Origin of the sequence: Sanguibacter suaedae (assembly GCF_016342785.1) — a bacterium.
GTDB lineage: Bacteria > Actinomycetota > Actinomycetes > Actinomycetales > Cellulomonadaceae > Sanguibacter > Sanguibacter suaedae.
This window is the reverse complement of sequence record NZ_JAEINH010000004.1, coordinates 260,241-280,342: the sequence shown is the minus strand read 5'-3', so window position 1 is coordinate 280,342 and position 20,102 is coordinate 260,241. Positions and strand designations below refer to the sequence as shown.

Sequence of the window (20,102 nt, the reverse complement as noted above, 5' to 3'; positions counted from 1 at the left end):
AAGGAACGGGTCGTGAACTTCGGGCGCTCCAACCTCCACAAGGAGGAGTTCTGGGCTCTGCGGAACGTCGACCTCGAGATCAGCTCCGGCACGACGATCGGTCTCATCGGACCCAACGGCTCCGGCAAGAGCACCCTGCTCAAGATGATCGGGGGCATCCTCCAGCCAGACTCAGGCACAGTCCGGATCCGAGGACGGCTCGCCGCCCTGCTCGAGCTCGGCGCGGGGTTCCACCCGGACCTGACCGGGCGCGAGAACGTCTACCTGAACGCTTCGATTCTCGGACTCTCCAAGCAGCAGATCGACAAGTACTTCGACGCGATCGTGGACTTCTCAGGGATCGAGAAGTTCATCGACACACAGGTGAAGTTCTACTCGTCCGGCATGTACGTCCGGCTCGCATTCGCGGTGGCCGTCCACGTCGACCCCGACATCCTGCTCGTGGACGAGGTCCTCGCCGTCGGGGACGAGCCCTTCCAGCGCAAGTGCTTGGAACGCATCAGGCAGTTCCAGGCCGAGGGCCGCACGATCGTCATGGTGACCCACGGCCTCGACCAGGTCGCCGAGTTCTGCGACCGAGCGGTCGTGCTCGAGCACGGGAACATCGTCACCGACGGTACGCCCAGGGAAGCGCTCCGCGCTCTTCGAGCCGATTTTGAGGAGGCTCGCCAGGAGGAGGTCGAGCGCCAGCAGCTCCTCGAGCGGGAGACGCTCGACCGGCCCATGGCGCGGTTCACCGGAATCGCACTCCACACCGACGGCGGGGTCGTCCTCAACCCCGAGCTACGACACGGCGACTCGATGACGGTCCTCATGGAGGCTCACACGGAAGGGACAGTCACGGATTTCAGCATCGGCGTGGCGGTCGCGACCACTCTCGGCACGGTTCTGTGGAAGACGACGACCGAACTCATGGAAGCCGCTGTTCCCAGCATGCAGGGAACCGGCCTTTACCAGTACCACCTCTCGAACCTCCCGCTGGGTGCCGGAGAGTACACAGTACAGACGACGCTCACCGGACTCGACGGCAGGGAGATCCACCACGTTCCGGATGCGGCCCAGTTCTCGATCATCGACGATGCTCCCAGCCTCGGGCCCCTGCACATCGACGCCTCATTCGACGTTCGGACGTAGGCGAAAACGCCTGACATCACCCGCTGCGAGCAGCGTCGTCGTCGATCGACTGCGGAGGCGACACCGCGCTGGAGCAGTCGTCAGCCCGCGAAACGAGGATCCACGACAGCCGAATCCGGAACGATCAGACGTTCAACGACCGAGTGCATGAGCATCGTCACCTGACCACTCCGCCCCTCTGGGTGCTTCAACCAGGCCTCGTCAACACTCCAGAAGAAGCTCGTCGCACCGCCGCCTTGGGTGCAGAGCAGCAGCACGATTCCTAGGAGCACGACCTTCGTGGCTCGGCTCGCGGGAGGCGGCGACTCACCTCCCAGCAGCCTCGCTGCGCCGATGCAGGCGAGACCGATGACTATCGGAAGGAGTATGAGGACGTACCGACCTGCAATACCGATGGCGACCCCCATCCGCAGAAAGTCCGAGTAGTTCAAGGCGAAGAGGACGATCACATACAGCACGCTCGTCCCGACCACCATGCGGATCGCCCGGCTCCGAAGGAGATAACCTCCCGCCAGGACAAGCACGCCCAGGAGCGCAGGGATCGCCAGATAGAGGATCACGCCTGTAATCGCTGGCCCACGTGATTGGACGATCCCATCGCCCGACACCGTGCCATACCACGTCATGTTCTTCAGCATGATCGGAACCCAGTGACCGGTGAGGAAGCTGAACGCACCGTTCATCGTCCCCGGCCGGTCCTCGAATGCGGCGTCTAGTTCCATGTTTCGCGCCCACGGCGGGTGCATCTGGCAGAGGTCGAGCTCGTGAACCGCAAGACAGTCGGGGACGACCGAGCCATAACGCACGACGTTCATCAGGTATCGCTCCGCCACGAGACAGACAGAGAGGATTGCTCCCCCGATGAGGGCAAGGCGACCCCACCAGAGGCGATCCCTCGGGGCAGAGATGTAGCCCTGCAGCTCCTCCGTCCGGCCTCTCCGAACGACACGGACCTGCTGGATGAGCACGACGAGTGCCACAAGAGGAACAAGTGGAACAAAGGTGTACTTCGTCAGACAGCCGACACCAGCGATGATGATAAATCTCAACCACTCGGAGACGAGAAGCCTCTCCGCCATCGCTAGGCGCGCGGCGCTCCTCAAGAAGAACGGAACGACCAGGAAGAGTGCGTTGTCGTAGTTGACAAACCCCCCCAGGAAGACGATGAGCGGAGTCGCGCTGACAATTCCGACAGCGACGTTGGCGACAGCAGGGCTAGCTCCCACTTCATGGAAGAAGCTCCACCACGCATAGAGCGCGCCCGTCACGATCACCACCGTGATGAGTCGGATGACCAGCATCCTGTGCTCTGGACTGAGACCCGCCGCACCCGTGAGCCGCCACGGGAAACTCATCATGTAGTGGTAGAGGTAGCTGCCATAACGCTCGGCGTCCCCGAGCGGCCCGTCTGCAACGGTCTGGTCGATGAACGGCGTCCATCGACGGCTGAAAGCATCGATCGCTGCGACATGATAATGCTCGTCATAGATGACCGGCGAAGCTGCGAGCGCCACCCATGCCGCCTGCGCGGCGAAGAGCACCATTGCAGTCACGAGCACCCACGGGCTCGAGAGCACGTCGACAAGTCTGGTGTAAACGAGCTCAGTCCATGGTGAAGTTGGTTCTACTGCAGCATGCTGCCGCGTTCGTTTCACTCTCACCAGACGTACCCGGCGGCCCCATCTGCTGAGTACGGATCGCGGTCCGGCGTGTCCCACCGACGGAAGAGGTAAGTCACTTCTGACTCCTTGACCCGGGGGTCTCGTGTTTGCGACTCGAAATGGAAGAGCGCTGCCTCCCACATCCACACGAGCCTATAGCCCACATGGCGCAGTTTCCGGGAAAAGTCGACATCGTTGAAGCTCAGAGGCAGATCCTCTGCCATACCACCAATCAACTCGTAGTCCTCGCGACGCAGAGCGATGCATGCTCCCGTCAACCCCGAAGCCTCCCTGTTCAACCGGAGCGCCGAGAACGGGCCGAACGCGTCGTCAGGCCACATGAAGTACGAGTGGTGAATAACATCTTTGTAGTAGACGTGACCCGCGTGCTGAAGGGTCCGGTCGGAGAAGAGCAGCCGCGCACCCGTGAGACCGACGTCGGGCTCCTCCAGCGGGGCCACGAGCGTCTCGAGCACGTCGTCGCTGATCGCCTCGACATCGTCATTGAGGAGAACGACGATATCGCCGGTCGATGCGAGGAAGCCCTCGTTGCACTTCTTGCTGAAGTTGAACTCACCGTGGAACGGGACGAGGACGAGCTTCTCGCCGGCGATCTCCTTGAGCTCGTCGAGGACGGCCTGCGGCGTGGGGATGTCGTAGACCACGACGATCTCGAGCTTCTCGTGGCTCGTGTGCGCGAGGAGCGACCGGACCGCCTCGAGGACGAAGCACCGCCGCTCCCCCCAGACGAGTCCGGTCCCGCCACGAGTCGGGATGATGACGCTGATCATGCGGTCGGGGTTGGCTGCTCGACGGATCTTGTAGAGACCAGGAGCGTCACCGAGCTCCGCGGTACCGGCGATCCCCACACGGTCGAGGTGAGCCTGCACCGCGTCTCGGCCCGCTGCCCACGCGTACGGCTTCGCCTCGAGGTCCCCAGCCGCCGAACCAGGGACCACCCGCCAGTGGTAGAGCACCTCCGGGATATGGACGATCCGCCGGGCCTGCTCCGTGACCCTCAGGACGAGGTCATGGTCCTGCGAGCCTTCGAACTCCTGCCTGAACCCGCCGACCTCCCTCGCCAAGGACGTCCGGATGACGGAGAGATGGCCGGTGTACATCTGGTGGCGCAGACGCTCCGGGGACCAGTCCGGCTTCTCGAAGTGATCGAAGTAGCGTCCCGACTCGTCGACCTTGTCCTCGTCCGAGTAGACGTAGTCGACGTCTTCGGCAAGGGCCTCGGACACGACCTGGAGCGCATCCCGGGTGAGCAGATCGTCGTGGTCGAGCAGGGCGACAAAGTCACCGTTCGCCTCACGGAGGCCGTCGTTGGACGCCGCGACGATCCCACCGTTCGACTCGCGGGCGACGACACGGATCCGAGAGTCCTTGGCCGCGGCCTTATCGAGCACCTCGCGGACAGCAGGACTGGTGGACGCGTCGTCGACGAGGAGCAGCTCCCAGGCCGCGTAGGTCTGGTCGAGCACCGACGTGATCGTGTCGGAGAGAACGTCGGACGGAGTGTTGTAGACAGGCGTGATGATCGAGAAGGTCACTGCCTGCATCATCGGCCGAGCACCTTCTTGACGATCGTCGCGGGCGAGATCGCGGCCTTTCCGATGCGCCACGTGCTCGACCGGTAGATCTCGGCACGGTCCTGAGCCACCTGCAGGAGCTCACCGCGTAGTTCGCGGTTCTCCTCCTCGAGCTGCGTCATCCGCCTCCGCGTGACCCCTGCCTCCGCCTCGAGACCGATGATGTGGTCGCGGATGGTGAGCATGCGCTGCTTCTCCTCGCGGACGAGGGCGGCCTGCTGGTGGAAGTGATCATTGACCACGGGGGGTTCGATCGCGGGTCGGACGCGCGGCGCGCCCGCGGGGACACCGTCAGCGGGCACAACGCTCGCACGGATGACGAACTGGTAAGCGTCAGCGAGGGGCCGACGGCGCACCCAGTCGACGATCTCCGGCGGGAGCATGCCGGTAGGCACAGCGACCTCGGTCGCGAGCGCGTCCGCGACCGTGGACCGCGCCTCGTCGACCTGCAGCCCCGCACCCTCGACCATGGAGACCAGGGTCGTGTAGGTGAAGAACCTGATGTGGGTGGCGTCGAGCAGGCCCCGGTCGGTCGGGTTCCACTCGCCCCCGAGGAGCGCCAGTCGCAGGCTGCCGTGCGCCACGTTCGGGATGGAGATGACGATCGATCCACCAGGAGCGAGCAGCGCGACGGCCGACCGGAGCGTCCCAGCAGGGTCCTGGAGGTGCTCGAGGATATCGCCGAAGACGACGACGTCGAACTGCTCGCCTGCGAACACCTCCGACAGCACGAGCGTGTTGAGGTCGTCGACGACGAGCCGCTCCAGGTGCGGCCGTGCGACCTCAGCGGCTCGCTCGTCGAACTCGACACCGCTGACGGCGCACCCGCGGGCCACGAGCGCCTCGGCGAGATAGCCGGATGCGCACCCGACGTCGAGGACCTTCTTGTCCCGCCCCACCTGCTCGAGGATCAAGGAGTGACTGAGGTTCGCGTCGGACGGATCGACGACTGCTTCGTACACGGTCACGCGCGGTTCTCCCCTGGACCTTCGAGGCTCTCGCCCCAGGCTCTGTGATTCACGGTCAGTACAGGGTAGCGTCCCGCGACGAGGACGCCGGGCACGCAGGTCGACTGACATGCCCGTTCGGTACGCTTGCAGCCGACACACCCACCCAGGAGGAAACCCATGCGTCTGCTCGTCACCGGCGGAGCCGGCTTCATCGGCTCGAACTTCGTCCACCAGACCGTCCGGGAGCGTCCGGACGTGGAGGTCACGGTGATCGACGCCCTGACGTACGCGGGTGACCGGACGTCGCTGGCGCCGGTCGCGGACCGGGTGACGCTCGTGGAGGGCGACATCACGGACGGCGAGCTCGTCGACCGTCTCGTGGGCGAGTCGGACCTCGTGGTGCACTTCGCGGCGGAGTCGCACAACGACAACTCGTTGTCGAACCCGTGGCCGTTCGTGCAGACGAACCTCATCGGGACCTACACGCTCCTCGAGGCGGTCCGCAAGCACGGGGTGCGGTACCACCACATCTCCACGGACGAGGTGTACGGCGACCTCGAGCTCGACGACCCGGCGAAGTTCACGGCGGAGACCCCGTACAACCCGTCCAGCCCGTACTCGTCCACGAAGGCGGGCAGCGACCTCCTGGTGCGCGCGTGGGCCCGCTCGTTCGGCATCCAGGCGACAATCTCGAACTGCTCCAACAACTACGGGCCGTACCAGCACATCGAGAAGTTCATCCCGCGGCAGATCACCAACCTCGTCGACGGCGTGAAGCCCCGCCTGTACGGCAAGGGCGAGAACGTCCGCGACTGGATCCACGTCGAGGACCACAACTCGGCCGTGTGGGCCATCATCGACCAGGGCCGCTCCGGCGAGACGTACCTCATCGGTGCCGACGGCGAGAAGAACAACCTCGAGGTCGTCCAGACGCTCCTCGAGATCTTCGGTTTCGACAAGGACGACTTCGACCACGTCAAGGACCGTCCGGGCCACGACATGCGCTACGCCATCGACTCCTCGAAGCTGCGCACCGAGCTCGGCTGGGAGCCCCGCTACACCGACTTCCGCTCCGGCCTCGAGGCTACCGTCGAGTGGTACAAGGCCAACGAGGCCTGGTGGCGCCCCGCGAAGGCCGCCACCGAGGCGAAGTACGCCGCAGCCGGCCACTGAGCGAGCACGAGCCCAGAGCCCGCACGAGGAAGGCCCCGGAGCACCAGCTCCGGGGCCTTCCTCACGTTCACGGCACAGGCGGACGGGGAGCCCGCCCTCCGTCAGGCCGGCGAGCCCTCGCCGATGACGACGCGCGGCACCCCGGCCCACACGGCACGGTCCGTGACCCGGCGGCCGTCGACGAGCAGGCGCAACCCCGGCAGCTCGGTCGGCGTCATCGTCCGGTACTCCGCGTGGTCGGCCTGGACCACGCCCACGTCCGCCGCCTCGCCATAGTGGTATGCGTCGAAACCGAGGGCCGCGAGCTCGTCGTCCGAGTACATGGGATCGTGCACGACGACGCGCGCACCGCGTGCGCGCAACGCCTCCACGGTGGCGAAGACACCCGAGAAGGCCGTCTCCTTCACTCCCCCGCGGTACGCGGCACCGAGGACCACGACGCGCAGACCGTCCAACGACCCGAGGAGTGTCTCCGCCTGCGCGACGACGCGCTCCGGCACCGCCGCGTTCACGGCACGCGCCTCGCGGACGATCGACGCGTCCGGGTCCACCGACAGGTACAGGCGCGGGTACACCGGGATGCAGTGCCCGCCCACCGCGATGCCCGGGCGGTGGATGTGGCTGTAGGGCTGGGAGTTGCAGGCCTCGATGACCGCGTGCACGTCGATGCCGACCTTCTCGGCGAACGCACCGAACTGGTTGGCGAGCCCGATGTTCACGTCGCGGTACGTGGTCTCCGCGAGCTTGGCCATCTCCGCGGCCTCCGCGGACCCGAGGTCCCACACGCCGTTGGGGCGCGTCAGGTCGGGGCGCTCGTCGAACGTCAGGACGGCCTCGTAGAAGTCCTTCGCCCGGCGCGCCCCCTCGGGGCTCAATGCACCCACGAGCTTCGGGTACTTGCGCAGGTCGGCAAAAACCCGCCCGGTAAGGACCCGCTCGGGCGAGAAGACGAGGTGGAAGTCGACGCCCTCCGTGAGCCCGGAGCCCTGCTCGAGCATGGGCTTCCACCGACCCCGGGTGACGCCCACGGGCAGGGTCGTCTCGTAGGACACGAGCGTGCCCGACGTGAGGTGCGCGGCGAGCGACGTGGTCGCGGCGTCCATCCACCCGAAGTCGGGGGCGGCGGTCTCCTCGTCGACGAACAGCGGGACGACGAGGACCACGGCGTCCGCCCCGGGGATCGCGTCGGCGTAGTCCGTGGTGGCGCGCAGCCGCCCGGCGGGAACGAGCTCGGCGAGCTTCTCGGCGAGGTGCGCCTCGCCGGGGAACGGTTCGGTGCCGGCGTTGACGAGGTCCACGACCTCGGCGTTGACGTCGACGCCCACCACCTCGTGCCCCTGGTCGGCGAACTGCACCGCGAGGGGAAGGCCGATCTTTCCGAGTGCCACGACGGCAATACGCACAACAACCTCGTCTTCGTCCCGGCCACCGGGACCGGCGGCGCTCCGACTCGCCAGCATACTGGGCGGCCCTTGTGACGAGGGGGACGTTTTCCAGGAATTCGTCCCATGTATGGGACGATGGTACCGATGCCCACCAACGCTGCCCCCGCCCTCCCGTTCCTCGGGCGGACCCCCTGGTTCGACGTCGCCAAGGCCCTGGCGATCGTCCTCGTCGTGCTCCACCATGCCTCGGTGGCCGTCTCGACCTATCTCCTGCCGACGGTGACGCACCCCGCGCTCACGGTGTGGTCCACGGTGAGCGAGACTCTCGTCCCCGTCCGCATGCCCCTGTTCTTCCTCGTCTCGGGGATGCTCGCGGCCCGCGCCCTCGCACGCCCCTGGGCCGCTGTGTGGCGGCGCCGCGTCGGCGACCTGCTCTGGCCCTTCGCGCTGTGGAGCGTCGTGCTCGCCGTGCTCGTGGGCCTCGCGAGGGACCCCGGGTCCCCCGGGGACCTCGTGCTGCGCACGCTCGGTGGGGCGGCGCGGTTCGGCGGAGGCTACTGGTACCTGCCCGCCCTCGTCGGCTTCTTCCTCCTCGCCCGTGCTCTTCGCGAGCACGGGCCCACGCTCGTGGCCGTCTCCCTCGTCGCCCTCCTACTCGCCCCGGCGACCACGGCGTGGGCCGTCGCGGAGGGATGGGAGCCGAGCAGCGTCGCGAGCCTCTCCCGGTGGAGCCTCAACGCCTTCTGGTTCATGGTCGGCTGCTTCGCCGGAGGCGCCGTCCGACGAGTCGCCACCCTCCCCCGCGTCCCGACGCTCGTCGCGGGCACCGCGGCGTTCGCGCTCGTCTCCTCGTGGGTCGGCACCGACGCCGCCACGTCCGCGTGGCGGCCCGTGCTGTCGGCGGCCGGCATCGTGGCCGCCGTCGCCCTGAGCGGGCTGCTCTCCGACCGGTTCGCCGACCTCGCCCGTTCCGTCGCGTCCCGGACCCTGCCCGTCTACCTGATCCACCCGGTGCTCATCCACCTGGTCCTCTGGGCGGCGCACGCCCTGCCCGACGGCGCGCGCACCCCGAGCACGGAGACGCTCACCGGGCTCGGCGTCGTCGTCCTCGTGGTCCCCGTCCTCACCGTCGTGGGCGTCGCACTCCCCCTCGTGCTGCACGACAGGGCCCTCCGGACCCGCGCACCCTGGCTCCTCGCACTGCCGTCGCTCCGTGCGAGGAACACCCGAGCGGCCCGGCCCGCGAGCGGGCGGACGACGGGTCAGCCGAGCAGCCGCGCGACGATCCGGTCCGCGACGAGCGCGTCGGTCGTGAACGACAGCTCTGCGCTCGCGACGTCCGCCGCAGCCTTGGCCCCGCGGACCGCCGCGACGTCGAGCGACCGCAGCGACGCGACGCACGCCGCCACGGAGAAGTCCTCGCTCACCACGCCCAGCCGGTAGCGCTCCACGAGGTTCGCCATCTCCACGGTCGGGCCGACCGCGACCGCCAGGCGAGCCTGGACGTAGTCGAAGAACTTGTTGGGCAGCGTGAGCCGCGCGTTCGTGTGCGTCGGCGGGATCCAGAAGACGCCCACGTCGTACGCGTTGAGGGTCGACGGGAGGTCTGCGGGCGCCACGGGGTCCCGGAACCGGATGCGGTCGCAGCCCGCCGCTCGGGCCTGGAGCGCCCTCAGGTACTTCCCTCCGTCGCCGCCCGGCACGAGGTAGAGGTCCAGCGTGTACCGCTCGCCGAGCTCGAGCGTCGCGTCGATCATCGTCTCGAGGGCTCGCCCGTGGATCGCCGCCCCGCTGTGCACCAGGCGCACGACGTCCGGCGACACGTCCGACGGGCGCAGGTCCTTCCACGGCGAGGAGTTGCGCATGACGGCCGCGTCGACCCCGAAGTGCTCGCGGTACAGGTCGGCGATGGACCCGCACACCGTGGTCACGGCTCCGCTGCGCGGTAGGTACGTCCGGCACAGGTGAGTCATGAACGGAGCGACGAGCAGCCGCCAGGACGTCACGTGCGTGCGCTCCTCCGGGGCCCACTCGTGCATGTCGGCCCACACCGGCGCACCCGAGCGTGCGGCGACGGCGTGCGCGAGGTCGAGGACCCGCGCGTCGTTGGCCACCACGAGGTCGAACGTGCGCCCCTCGAGGAGCTCGAGGGCGTGGCGCACGGCGGGCGCCTCGAGCTCGGCCGCGCGGAAGCGGCGGAGCGCGAGACGGACGACGCCCCGCGGCGTCTGCGGCAGCGTCGCCGCGCCGTCGGCCACCCGCAGGTGCTCGTCGACACCGTCGGGCGCGGGACCGAACCCCACGCTCGTGACGTGCCCGTGGGAGGCGAGCACGGACAGCTGGCGCAGGACGCGGGCGTCGGACCGGAGGGGCGACAGGGAGATGCAGAGGATCCGGGTCACCGGTCCTCCTCTCGGGTCACGTCGGCGGTAGGAGCGGGAGCAGGATCGGCGGCAGGCACCTGGCCATCGTCCCGTGCCGTCCCGTCCTCCGCACCCAGGAGGTCCTCGACGGCGCGCAGCCAGGGAGCGGAGAGCCGCTCGGCGCTGAGCAGCTCCGCGGCCGTGTCGCTCGCCGCCTTGAACGACTCCACGCGCTCGATCGTGAGCGTCGCGAGCGCACGCGCCGTCTCCTGCGCCCCGAACCCGTCCGCCACGACCCCGACCTCGTGGTCGTGGACCACCCGGGCCATCTCGGGAGACGGCCCCACGACGACGCCGAGCCGCGCCTGGACGAACTCGAACAGCTTGTTCGGCAGTGCGTGCCGCAGGTTGAACGTCACGGGGGGGCAGACGAACACGCCCACGTCGTAGGTGGCGAGCAGCGGGACGATCTCGTCGAACGGCACCGGCGGCAGCACGCGGGCGACGCCCCCGGGGACGGCATCGGCCCGGGCACGGAGCTCGGTGATGTACGTGGGGTCACCCGGGGCGAGGACCACGTCGAGGGTCACGGACCCGGGGGCGTCGCGCTCCACGAGTGACACGGCGTCGATCATCGTCTCGAGCGACCGGGCGCGCCCCGCGACCCCGATGTGCACGAGCCGGACCGGGTACTCGACGGGGGTGGGGGCGATGTCCGCACGGTACGCCGTGGCGTTCGGCACGACGTCTGCCCGGAACCCGTACTCGCGCCGGTACTCCTCCGCGATGCCCTGCGCCACCGTCGTCACGGACGCGACGTCCCGCACCGCGCGGCAGGCCCACCGCATGAGCGGCCCGACGAGGACGCGCCACACGAGGCGGTTCTCGCCCTGCCTGGGCGCGTACTCGTGGAGGTCGCTGTGCACGCCCGCGCGGGGCTCGAGCGCGAGCGCCAGGGGCGCTGCGAGGGCGTCGTTGGCGATGACGACGTCCATGGACCCGGGCGGGAGGTGCTCGAGGACGAAGCGGATGCGCTCGGACCCGAAGTAGAGACGGTCGAAGCGTCGCAGGGCGAGCAGGACGGGCACGGCCACGCGGCTGGAGCGCCACGGTGCGAGCCGCTCGGGGACCTCGACGTGCCGGGTCACGCCCTCAGGTGCGGGGCCGTAGCCGCACGTGACGACGTCGGCCACCGCGGACAGCAGACGCACCTGCCGCAGGACGCGCGGGTCACGCGCGATCGGTGAGAAGGACAGGACGACGACGGTGGGTCTCATGCTGCGTCCTCCCGGTCGAGGAGGGGGTCGAGGGCTCCGTGCCACGCGGGACCGAGGGCGCTGCGGTACACGTCGAGGAGCCGCTCGGCCTCACGCTCCCACGTGAGCTCGCCGGCCGCGAGCCGGGCGGCCGCCCGGTATCGCTCCGGGTGGGCGACCACGCGGGCGATGGTGCGGGCCATCTCCTGGGGGTCGTCGGAGGAGAAGACCTCCCCGACGCCGTGCTCCTCGACGATGCGTCGGGTGTCGGGCAGGTCGGCGGCGACCACGGGGAGCCCGCCGTGGATGGACTCGAAGAGCTTGTTGGGCAGCGACCACAGGTAGCTCAGGCACGTGGGCCGCACGAAGACCACGGACGCGTCCGCGTCGGCGAGGGCGGCCGACACCTCGGCGGAGGGGACCTTCCCGACGAGGTGCATGCGGTCGCGGACGCCGAGGCCCGTGGCGTGCGCCTCGAGGGCCGCGAGGTACGCCGGGGCTCCGTAGCCGAGGACGACCAGGTGGACGTCGTCGTCGAGGGCTGCGAGCGCAGCGATGGTCTCCTCGAGGCCCCGGTTCGTGGTGATCCGGCCTCCGTAGGCGATGACCTTGTGGTGGGGCGCGAGGCCTGCGAGGGCGCGGAGGCGACCGTCGGCGGGGTCGCTCGTGGCCTGCGCGGCGGGCGGGACGTTCCGGACGAGGGTGGGCGTCTCCGCGAGACCGTAGGTGTCCTGGAGGTAGCGGGCGATGCTCGGGGAGACGGTGACGACGGCGTCGGCGCGCCGGATGCCCCTGGTCTCGATCCGTCGTTCGACCACCGTGGCGAGAGGGCGTGGGCCTGCGACGTTGCGCTGCGTCCACAGCTCGTGGGAGTCGTACACGTAGGGCACACCGAGGGTGCGGCCGAGGGCCATGGCGGGCTGGAGGGTGTTGCCGTCGTTGGCGTGGACGATGTCGGGGCCCCAGCGGGTGACGGCCTTGCGGGCGTGCCGCCAGTAGGAGTGGAGGATCACGGCTCCGAGGGGCTTGAGGAGGACCTTGGCGACGCGGGACCGCAGGACACGGTCGGCGAGGGTCGGGGTCCGCAGCGACGCGGGGGCGGCCGGCCTGGCGGGTGGTCCCACCTGTGCGGCCTGGCGGTCGGCGGGCCCGCCGGTGGCGTCACGGAGGGGGTCCTCGGTGACGCCCACGGCCGCGGGTGCGCCTCGCCCGGCGAGGACGCGGTAGACGCGGGCGGCAGGCTCGAGCGCCCGAGCGAGCTCGAAGAGCGGGAGGCGTTCGAGGACGACCCCGGAGTCGAGGCGCTGCACCCCGACGGGGTACCCGGCGGCGGGCCGGGCGACCGCGAAGATCCGCACGTCGGCACCGGCGTGGGCGAGGGTCGCTGCGGACTTGAGGACGCGGGTGTCCGCATGGCAGTCGTTGTACACGAGGACCGCGACGCGCGGCCGTCGACCCCCCGGGCGGGTGGCCGTCGAGGCCTGCTGGGCCGGGTGGTTCACGGTGGTGCTCCTCAGGGTGGTGCTGGTCAGGTGCTGCTGTTCTCGGGCGGGGCGGCGTCGGCGGCCCCGGGCGAGGTGGGCGACAGGCCCGCGAGGGCGGCCTGCCGCGCGAAGTCGGGCTCTGCGGCGACCACCTCGTCGAAGGTGCCGTGGGCGACGAGCTCGCCGTCCCGCATGAAGCACACGATGTCGCTGTGCCGGATGGTCGAGAGCCTGTGCGCGACGACCACCAGTGTCAGTTCACCACGGAGCTCCGTGATGGCGCTCGTCACCGCGGCCTCGGTGCTCGTGTCGAGGGCGCTCGTGGCCTCGTCCATGATGAGCACGAGGGGGTCGGAGTACAGGGCGCGGGCGATCCCGATGCGTTGGCGCTGCCCGCCGGAGAGGGCGAGGCCGCGCTCCCCCACGGGCGAGTCGATGCCCTTGCCGCGGGCCTCGATGACGTCGAGCGCCTGGGCGCGTCGCAGCGCGTCGCGGACCCGGTCCTTGTCGACGAGGGCGTCGTCCCACTCGAGGGCGACGTTCTGGGCGACGGTGGCGTCGAAGAGGGAGACGTCCTGCGGGACGTACCCGACGCGGGAGCGCCAGGAGTCGAGGGCCGAGACGAGTGGCACCCCGCCGACGCGGAGCTCGCCCGCGGAGGGCTCTAGGAGGCCGAGGACGACGTCGACGAGCGTCGACTTCCCCGACCCGGAGGCGCCGACGAGCGCGACGGAGCACCCGAAGGGGATGGTGAGGGAGACGTCGCGGACCGCGGGCTCGACGCCCGTCGGGTAGGTGAAGGTCACGCGGTCGAGGACGAGGTCCGCCGCGTCGTCGGGGACGGCCACCTGCGGCGGCCCGTCCTGCCGGGCGTCGATGTACGCGCGCCCCCGCCGGATGTCCTCGATGGCGGTCTGCGCGAAGGGCAGCGCCGCCGAGGTCTGGGACATGATGCCCTGGAAGCGCGTGAGCGACGGGATGATGCGGAACCCCGCCACCCCGAAGAGGGCCACGGAGCTCAGCGCCCCGTCGGGCCCGCCGGTGAGGTACCCGATGCCCGCGGCGAGCGCGAAGCCCCCGATGAGCGCCGCCTCGAGGACGTACCGGGGCACGACGGCGAGGAACGACATGTTGGCGCGTGCCCGGGAGCTGTGCTGGCGGACCCCGAGGACGAGCTCGCCGACCGCGTCGGAGCGGCCGCGGAGGGTGATCTCCTTGAGCGACTGGACCATCTCGGAGAGCAGCCGCGCGGACCGGGTGGAGTGGCTGCGGTTGACGCGGCCGGCCTGGACGGACTTGGCGAGGACCCAGCGCAGGAGGACGGCGCCGATGATCCCGAAGTACACGACGGTCGCGAGGGCCATGAGCGGTTGGGCGACGGTGAGGACCGTGAGGACCGCGACGAAGGTGCACAGCTCGCCGGCGAGCATCGCGAAGGGGATGAGGACACCGGAGACGGTGGTCGCGACGCCCACGTCGGTGGACCGGACGAGCTCGGTGGAGTTGCGCTGCAGGCGGTCCGTCCAGGGGGACGCGAAGAAGCCCCGGAGGAGCTCGCGGCTGATGGCGAGCTCGAAGGTCGCGAAGCGCCGGGTGGCGAACCACTGGAGGGTCACCTGGAAGACGGACTTGCCGACGATGAGCAGGCACACGACGATCAGCACTGGCTGGAAGTCCGCCGGCTCCGACAGGGTGCCCAGGACCGGGAGGTCGATCGAGCCTTCGCCGACCATCGGGGCGAGGCACAGGGCGAGGAGCCCGAGCGCGACCACGTCGAGGATGGACGACGCCCCCGAGAGCAGGGCGAACGTCACGAGGAAGCGGCGGCTCCCCTCGGGCAGGACGGGCAGGATGTCCCGCACGGTGCGCCACAGAGCAGACATGCGGCGAGCCTACCCGTCCCGGGTGGCGGGCCCCCGGCGGGTCGCCGGGCGGGACTCGCGGGCGGCGCGGAGGACGACGTCGGCAGCGCGAGCGCCCACGGACGCGAGGGAGGCGTGCTCCCGGGCCCACGCACCGAGCCGTGCCCGGCGGTCCGCGACGTCCTGCGGCGTCTCGCGGGCGGCCCGGTCGAGGACCTCGAGCACAGCGGCTGCGACCTCCTGCGCGTCGTAGTCGACGGCGTGGCCGAGGTCGTGGTCCCGCAGGAGGTCGCGTGCCGGTCCGACACCGGCGTACACGGCGGGCGTCCCGCACGCGACGGACGCGTAGACCTTGGTGGGGAAGGAGAAGTCGTAGCCGCGGCCGGGCCGCACGCTCGCGAGGCTCGCGACCGCGCCCCGCAACCACCGCGCGACGTCCTGAGGCGGGGCCTGCGGGAGGAAGCGGACCACGCCGTCGGGCAGGGATGCGCACTCCGCGGCGATGGCGGCCTTCTCGGCGCCCTGGCCGATGAACACCAGACGCGCGTCCGGTCGCACCTCGTGGACGGTGGTCATGGCGCGGGCGAGGACCCCGGCCCCGTGCCACTCCGACGCGGTGCCGGCGTAGACGAGGTAGGGGCCGTCCGCGTCGGGCAGGCACGCCACGTCGCCCTCGAGCGCGAAGGCGTCCGTGTCGATGCCGTTGCCCACCTCGTGGACGCGGTCGGTGACGCCCAGCTCGGCGAGGCGACCGGTGACCCCGGCCGACACCGAGAGGACCCCGGCCGCGCCGCGCCACACCCACCTCTCGACGGCGCGCAGCACCCGCAGCACGACGGCCGGGGCGCCCGTCGTGCCGGCGGCGTCGGACCACACGTCCGCCGCGTAGTACACGTACGGGATGCGGCGCAGGGCGCACGCGACCCGCACCGCGGTGCCCGTCGTGGGCGGCGGCTCGCAGACGACGACGTCGACGCCGCGGGCGAGGAGCACCCGGAAGAAGGCGGGCACGTCGAACGTCAGGTACGGGACGTACCCGCGGACGTACCCGTCGGCGTCGCGCAGCACGGGCCACCGCCGGACGGGGACACCGTCGGGCGTGCCCGCGTCGTCCCCGAGCGGGGTGCGGGACGTGAGCACCGTGACTCGCGCCCCGGCGGCGTCGAGGGCTCGGGTGAGGGCGCGCAGCCGGAACGACGCCGCCGCGGCCTCGGGGGCGAAGATCCGTGAGACGAGCAGGACGCGGGTCACGCGCCGCCCGGTGCCTGCCCCGGTGCGCCGAGCTGCACCACGGTGCCCGTGCTCGACGACGTGATCATCGCCTCCGCGACGCGCAGCGTCTGCAGGCCCTCCTCGAGGGTCACCACGTCGTGGCGCACCCCCAGGACGGCGTCGCGGAACGCCTCGTGCTCCACGCGCAGCGGCTCCGGCTTGGCGATGGCGTACCGGATGACGTCGCCCTCGGAGACGCCGCGGAAGGCCGCGATGGAGTCCCACTGGGTGGCGACCGTGCCGTTCGCGTGGAAAGTGAGGTCGGCGCTGGCGGTGTCGGCGACGAACGCTCCCCGCTCCCCCGTCACGACGGTGACGCGCTCCTTCATCGGCGACAACCAGTTCACGGTGTGGTTGACGACGATCCCGTTCGCGAGGCGCCCGGTCGCGAGGACCATGTCCTCGTGCTGGCGCCCGCTGCGGTACGTGACCTGCGCGCTGATCGTCTCGTACGGGCTCTGCGCCACCCAGGACGTGAGGTCGATGTCGTGGGTGCCGAGGTCCTTGACCACGCCCACGTCGGCGATGCGCGCCGGGAACGGTCCCTGACGCCGGGTGACGATCTGGTAGATCTCCCCGAGCTCGCCGGCCGCCAGACGACGGCGGAGCTCCTGCAGGGCCGGGTTGAACCGCTCGATGTGCCCGACGGCGCCGACGAGGCCGCGCGACGCGAACGCCTCGACGATCCGCGCTCCCGCCTCGCTCGTGTCGGCCACGGGCTTCTCGATGAGCGTGTGGACGCCCGCCTCGGCGAGCGCGAGGGCCACGCCCTCGTGGTAGACGGTGGGGACGGCGACGACGGCCATGTCGAGACCTGCCGCGACGAGCGACTCGACGTCCTGGAGGACCTCGAGCCCGCCGGCGACCCGGTGGGGGTCGCCCCCCGGGTCGGCGACGGCGACGAGGTCGACGCCGGGCGTCTCCCTCAGGACTCGGGCGTGGTGGCGCCCCATGGCGCCGAGGCCGATGAGTCCGGCGCGCAGGGCGGTGCCTGCGGTGGCGGCCATCAGGCACCTGCCCGGACGGTCGCGCGGACACCCTCGACGACGCGCTCGAGGTCGCCTTCGGTGAGCGACGGGTGCACAGGAAGCGAGATGACCTGCCGGGCGGCCTCCTCGGTGCGCGGCAGGTCGAGGCCGGGCGCGTACCTCTCGAGGGACGGGAGACGGTGGTTGGGGATCGGGTAGTAGACGCCCGACCCGACGCCGTGCTCCTCGCGCAGGGCCTGGACCACGCGGTCGCGGTCCTCGGCGACGCGGATCGTGTACTGGTGGTAGACGTGCGTGGCGCCGTCCTTCACGGGAGGCGTGGTCACGCCGTCGACGTCGGCGAGACCGGCGTCGAGCACGGCCGCGTTGGCGCGGCGCTGATCCGTCCACCCGCCCACCTTGGTGAGCTGGACGCGCCCGATGGCTGCGTGGAGGTCCGTCATCCGGGCGTTGAAGCCGACGATCTCGTTGGCGTACTGGACCTCCATGCCCTGGTTGCGCAGGAGGCGCAGCTGCCGGGCGACCTCGGGCGAGCCGCAGGAGACCATGCCGCCCTCGCCGGAGGTCATGTTCTTGGTCGGGTAGAGGCTGAACATGGCGAAGTCGCCGAACGTCCCGACCGGGGCTCCGTCGAGGCGAGCGCCGTGCGCCTGGGCAGCGTCCTCGAAGAGCAGGAGGTCGTGCTCGTCGGCGATGGCGCGGAGCTCGGCCATCGCCGCCGGGTGCCCGTAGAGGTGCACGGGCATGATGGCCCGCGTCCGCTCGGTGACGGACTCGCGCACCGAGCGCGGGTCGAGGCAGAAGTGGTCGGGCTCGATGTCCGCGAAGACGGGGGTGGCCCCGGTGAGGGCGACGGAGTTGCCCGTGGCGGCGAAGGTGAACGACGGGACGATCACCTCGTCGCCCGGCCCGATGCCGCACGCGAGCAGGCCGAGGTGCAGGCCGGCGGTGCCGGAGTTCACGGCCACGCACTCGCGCCCGCCGACGAGCTGCTCGCCGAACTCGGCCTCGAAGGCCTTGACCTCCGGCCCCTGGGCCACCATGCCGCTGCGCAGCACCCGGTCCACCGCTTCCCGCTCCTCGTCTCCGATGATGGGCCTCGCGGCGGGGATGAGTGACTGGTTCACCTTCACACGACCTCTCTCAACGTGGAACCGACAGCCTCGTACACCGTGCCTGTCGCAGGGCAGGACCATCGTCCGTCGTCCAGCTGCTCGAGCGGCCGACCGGCGTGGCCGACCCACCCGACCTGACGGGCGGGGACACCGGCGACGACGGCGAAGTCCGGGACGTCCTTGGTGACGACGGCGCCGGCCGCCACCGTCGCCCACTCCCCCACCCGGACGGGCGCGACGCACACGGCACGCGCGCCGATCGACGCCCCGCGTCCCACCTCGACGCCCACCGCCTGCCAGTCCGACGCGCTCTTGAGCGACCCGTCGGCGTTGATGGCGCGCGGGTACTGGTCGTTGGTGAGGACGGCCGCGGGGCCGACGAAGACCCCGTCGGCGAGGGACGCGGGCTCGTACACGAGGGCATAGTTCTGGATCTTGCAGTCGGAGCCCACCTGGACGCCGGTGCCGACGTAGGCACCGCGCCCGACGATGCAGCGCTCGCCCAGCACGGCGTCCTCACGCACCTGGGCGAGGTGCCACACCTGGCTGCCGTCGCCCACCTGGGCGCGCGGGTCCACGTCGGCAGACTCGGCGATCCTCACCGGCATGGTTGCTCCGTCCCCTGGTCGGTGCGCGCGAACCAGGCGTCCGGGCACGTTCTCGAGCCTAACGGAACCCGGGTGCAACAATGGCGACATGCGAGAACCCGCCGGACCTGCTGCTACGGCACTGCCCGACGAGGACGGCGCACGGTACCCCGACGACTGGCTCGTCGTCCCCCTCTACAACGAGGCCTCGGTCATCGGCGAGGTGGTCCGCGAGGCCCGGAGGACGTTCCCCAACGTCGTCTGCGTCGACGACGGCAGCACCGACGGCTCGGGCGACGCGGCGCGCGCGGCCGGGGCCCGCGTCCTCACCCACGCCACGAACCTCGGGCAGGGCGCCTCCCTGCAGACCGGCATCCGCTACGCGTGCGAGCAGCCGGGAGTCCGGTCCGTCGTGACCTTCGACGCGGACGGCCAGCACCAGGTGGCCGACGCGCGCGCCATGGTGGACGTCATCGCCCGGGGCGAGGCGGCCATCGTCTTCGGGTCGAGGTTCCTCGACGGACGCACCCGGCCCGGCGCGGTCAAGCGCGTGGTCCTCACCTTCGCCGTGTGGTTCACCAAGCAGTCGACCGGCATGCGCCTCACCGACGCGCACAACGGCCTGCGGGCCGTCCGGGTGGACGCCGCCCGCCAGGTGCACCTCACGCAGGACCGGATGGCCCACGCGAGCGAGATCGTGCTCCAGCTGGGGCGGACCGGCCTGCCGTGGACGGAGCACCCGGTGCACGTCCTCTACACCGACTACTCCCGCAGCAAGGGCCAGTCCGTGTGGAACTCGGTGAACATCCTCGTCGACCTGCTGTTCAAGTAGAGGAGAGACATGAACGGGAACACCCTGCTGATCCAGGTCATCCTCCTCGTCGCAGTGGCGGTCGTGACGCTGCTGCTCACCCGCTCCACCGCGGGAGCACGGCACCAGGCGATCCGCCGGCTCGGCCTCGTCGTGTTCATCACGGCCGCCGTCGCCTCGATCCTCTTCCCCCAGGGGCTGTCCCGGATCGCCAACGCCGTCGGTGTCGGACGTGGGGCGGACCTCCTGCTCTACGCGCTCGTCATCGCCTTCCTCAGCTACATCTCCACGAGCCACCGGCGCATGAACCGGATGTCGCGGCAGATCACGGCCCTCACCCGGGAGCTCACCCTCGCGGAGGCCCGTGCGGCCGACCAGGGACACGGCCTCACCGAGGAGCCCGAGATGCCCGAGGACGCGTGATGTTCACGGGAGACGCACACTCCGTCCCCAGACCCCGCCGGG

The 20,102-nt window shown here is 70.5% G+C and carries 16 protein-coding genes and 1 pseudogene; 5 read left to right on the top strand and 12 right to left on the bottom strand.

What is annotated here, in order from left to right; genetic code table 11:
- Positions 1–12: 12 nt before the first annotated feature.
- Positions 13–1,134, top strand: a complete 1,122-nt coding sequence (locus JAV76_RS07055; RefSeq protein WP_307844057.1) for an ABC transporter ATP-binding protein — start codon at positions 13–15, stop codon at positions 1,132–1,134.
- A gap of 80 nt (positions 1,135–1,214) precedes the next feature.
- Here the strand turns inward: JAV76_RS07055 and JAV76_RS07050 are convergent, their stop codons facing one another.
- The 3 genes from JAV76_RS07050 to JAV76_RS07040 form a co-directional block, all read right to left on the bottom strand.
- The gene (locus JAV76_RS07050; protein ID WP_198733312.1) at positions 1,215–2,711 is read right to left on the bottom strand and encodes a glycosyltransferase family 39 protein; all 1,497 of its coding nucleotides are present in this window, start codon (positions 2,709–2,711) and stop codon (positions 1,215–1,217) included.
- Between the two features lie 80 nt (positions 2,712–2,791).
- Entirely contained in the window at positions 2,792–4,360 is a 1,569-nt protein-coding gene (locus JAV76_RS07045; RefSeq protein ID WP_230402002.1) for a glycosyltransferase family 2 protein, read from the bottom strand.
- Positions 4,360–5,358 carry a methyltransferase domain-containing protein gene (locus tag JAV76_RS07040; RefSeq protein WP_198733310.1) on the bottom strand — a complete coding sequence of 333 codons (999 nt, stop codon included), beginning with the start codon at positions 5,356–5,358 and terminating at the stop codon, positions 4,360–4,362. Before JAV76_RS07040 ends, JAV76_RS07045 begins: the two co-directional genes overlap by 1 nt.
- Positions 5,359–5,517: 159 nt before the next feature.
- On the opposite strand from JAV76_RS07040, the gene rfbB reads away from it, so the two are divergent.
- The gene (rfbB, locus tag JAV76_RS07035; RefSeq protein WP_198733309.1) at positions 5,518–6,513 is read left to right on the top strand and encodes a dTDP-glucose 4,6-dehydratase; all 996 of its coding nucleotides are present in this window, start codon (positions 5,518–5,520) and stop codon (positions 6,511–6,513) included.
- 101 nt (positions 6,514–6,614) lie between these two features.
- Here the strand turns inward: rfbB and JAV76_RS07030 are convergent, their stop codons facing one another.
- A complete protein-coding gene (locus tag JAV76_RS07030) occupies positions 6,615–7,916 on the bottom strand; it encodes a nucleotide sugar dehydrogenase (protein ID WP_198733308.1) in 1,302 nt (433 codons plus the stop codon).
- A 105-nt stretch (positions 7,917–8,021) separates the two neighbouring features.
- On the opposite strand from JAV76_RS07030, the pseudogene JAV76_RS14905 reads away from it, so the two are divergent.
- Positions 8,022–9,005: pseudogene (locus tag JAV76_RS14905) on the top strand (acyltransferase family protein); the annotation flags it as partial.
- A 155-nt stretch (positions 9,006–9,160) separates the two neighbouring features.
- Here the strand turns inward: JAV76_RS14905 and JAV76_RS07025 are convergent.
- From JAV76_RS07025 to JAV76_RS06990, 8 genes are read right to left on the bottom strand one after another with little or no spacing between them, the layout of a single operon-like run.
- Positions 9,161–10,300, bottom strand: a complete 1,140-nt coding sequence (locus JAV76_RS07025) for a glycosyltransferase (protein WP_198733307.1) — start codon at positions 10,298–10,300, stop codon at positions 9,161–9,163.
- Complete coding sequence (locus JAV76_RS07020; RefSeq protein WP_198733306.1) at positions 10,297–11,538, bottom strand: glycosyltransferase family protein; 1,242 nt, start codon at positions 11,536–11,538, stop codon at positions 10,297–10,299. The genes JAV76_RS07025 and JAV76_RS07020 overlap by 4 nt, the downstream gene beginning before the upstream one ends.
- Complete coding sequence (locus JAV76_RS07015; RefSeq protein WP_198733305.1) at positions 11,535–13,019, bottom strand: glycosyltransferase family 4 protein; 1,485 nt, start codon at positions 13,017–13,019, stop codon at positions 11,535–11,537. Before JAV76_RS07015 ends, JAV76_RS07020 begins: the two co-directional genes overlap by 4 nt.
- Positions 13,020–13,045: 26 nt before the next feature.
- Positions 13,046–14,884, bottom strand: a complete 1,839-nt coding sequence (locus JAV76_RS07010; protein WP_198733304.1) for an ABC transporter ATP-binding protein — start codon at positions 14,882–14,884, stop codon at positions 13,046–13,048.
- A gap of 9 nt (positions 14,885–14,893) precedes the next feature.
- Complete coding sequence (locus JAV76_RS07005; RefSeq protein WP_198733303.1) at positions 14,894–16,114, bottom strand: glycosyltransferase family 4 protein; 1,221 nt, start codon at positions 16,112–16,114, stop codon at positions 14,894–14,896.
- Positions 16,111–17,142 carry a Gfo/Idh/MocA family protein gene (locus tag JAV76_RS07000; RefSeq protein ID WP_198733302.1) on the bottom strand — a complete coding sequence of 344 codons (1,032 nt, stop codon included), beginning with the start codon at positions 17,140–17,142 and terminating at the stop codon, positions 16,111–16,113. The genes JAV76_RS07005 and JAV76_RS07000 overlap by 4 nt, the downstream gene beginning before the upstream one ends.
- Entirely contained in the window at positions 17,142–18,251 is a 1,110-nt protein-coding gene (locus JAV76_RS06995; protein ID WP_307844054.1) for a DegT/DnrJ/EryC1/StrS family aminotransferase, read from the bottom strand. Before JAV76_RS06995 ends, JAV76_RS07000 begins: the two co-directional genes overlap by 1 nt.
- A 2-nt stretch (positions 18,252–18,253) precedes the next feature.
- The gene (locus tag JAV76_RS06990) at positions 18,254–18,847 is read right to left on the bottom strand and encodes an acyltransferase (RefSeq protein WP_198733300.1); all 594 of its coding nucleotides are present in this window, start codon (positions 18,845–18,847) and stop codon (positions 18,254–18,256) included.
- 88 nt (positions 18,848–18,935) lie between these two features.
- On the opposite strand from JAV76_RS06990, the gene JAV76_RS06985 reads away from it, so the two are divergent.
- Together JAV76_RS06985 and JAV76_RS06980 are read left to right on the top strand one after the other, a co-directional pair.
- Positions 18,936–19,658 carry a glycosyltransferase family 2 protein gene (locus JAV76_RS06985; protein ID WP_198733299.1) on the top strand — a complete coding sequence of 241 codons (723 nt, stop codon included), beginning with the start codon at positions 18,936–18,938 and terminating at the stop codon, positions 19,656–19,658.
- Between the two features lie 9 nt (positions 19,659–19,667).
- Complete coding sequence (locus JAV76_RS06980) at positions 19,668–20,060, top strand: DUF2304 domain-containing protein (RefSeq protein ID WP_230401948.1); 393 nt, start codon at positions 19,668–19,670, stop codon at positions 20,058–20,060.
- The last annotated feature ends 42 nt before the right edge of the window (positions 20,061–20,102 follow it).